General features: G+C 44.2%; 1 protein-coding gene and 1 pseudogene. Both read left to right on the top strand.

Annotated elements, in window-relative coordinates:
• A pseudogene (locus tag ACTXGO_RS13820) lies at positions 1-492 on the top strand (DNA topoisomerase IV subunit B); the annotation flags it as partial.
• 148 nt (positions 493-640) lie between these two features.
• On the top strand, positions 641-1324 hold the full coding sequence (locus ACTXGO_RS13815) for a lysophospholipid acyltransferase family protein (RefSeq protein ID WP_443574922.1): 684 nt from the start codon (positions 641-643) through the stop codon (positions 1322-1324).
• Positions 1325-1382 lie beyond the last annotated feature (58 nt).

Raw genomic sequence — 1382 nt, 5'->3', positions numbered from 1 at the left:
GCTATCGCTATCGGTGTCGATCCAGCATCAGATGACTTATCAGAGCTACGTTATGACAAGATATGTATCCTAGCCGATGCTGACTCTGATGGCTTGCACATTGCCACCTTGATCTGTGCACTGTTCGTCAAGCATTTTCCAGCACTTGTCGATGCAGGTCATCTGTTTGTTGCGATGCCGCCGCTTTACCGCGTCGATGTGGGTCGTGAGGTACATTACGCGTTAGATGAGTCTGAGCTTAAGCATATATTGGCGAGCGTGCAAGGTAACAAAAAAGCCCAGATTACCCGATTTAAGGGTCTAGGGGAGATGAGTGCTGAGCAGCTACGCGAGACAACAATGAACCGCGATACAAGGCGCTTGGTGCAATTAGATATGGACGATATGGCACTGACTAATAGCATTATGGATATGCTACTTGCCAAAAAACGCTCGTCTGATCGCAAGTCATGGCTTGAGGATAAAGGTAACTTGGCAGATATACCCGTTTAGTTTTGGCTGATATGCCGATTTAGCAATAGTCATTAGTCATATTAGAGCAAACTGCACAGCAACAAATATCTATAAAAGTCGGCTTATTTGGCTAAGTTTTCATAAGTTAATGGTATGATAAGGGTATCTTTTATTATGCGATGCCCCTATGAAATCTGAGACAACTGATAAATCAAAGCCCACACAAACCAGCAGATTACCTAAGCTTAGCAGAAAAGATTTAGGCGCTAAGATACCTAAACGCGGTAATAAGTTTACGCCAACGATTGCCTCAGTAATGGTAAAGGCTATGGGGTGGCGCAGCGTTGGCGAGATTCCGAACATCTCGCAAGCAGTGGTACTGGCATTGCCGCATACCTCTAATGTCGACGGTGTCTATGCTTTGCCCAATCTGTTTGCACTTGATCTAAAAATCAGCATCATGGGCAAACATACTTTATTCAAAGTACCTGTACTCTCGCAGCTGCTACGTTGGATGGGTATTATTCCTATTGATCGCGGTCAAAAAGGTTCGGTTTTGCAGGCGAGTATTGATAAATTTAAAAGTGGTGAGCCGCTATTTTTGGGGTTATCGCCTGAGGGTACACGCGACTATACCGATAAGTGGAAAACGGGATTTTATTATCTAGCAGTCGGCGCTAATGTGCCAATCTTGCCCGTAGCACTCGATTATAAGACTAAGGAAGTACGGTTTTTGTCGCCCGTTTATCCTACTGGTGACATCGATGCTGATTTGCCAAAGATATATGAGCAGTACCGAGGGGTGGTGCCGCGATATCCTAAGCGCTTATCTAAGCCGCTACAGGATATGAACAATAAAGAGCCTGAATAATAAAAAAATAGATAGCACCGAGCGGCGCTATCTATTTTTGTTTTACAGTGACAAATAA

The sequence above is a fragment of the Psychrobacter sp. T6-1 genome (assembly GCF_052258445.1).
This window is presented reverse-complemented; position numbering and strand designations above follow the sequence as displayed.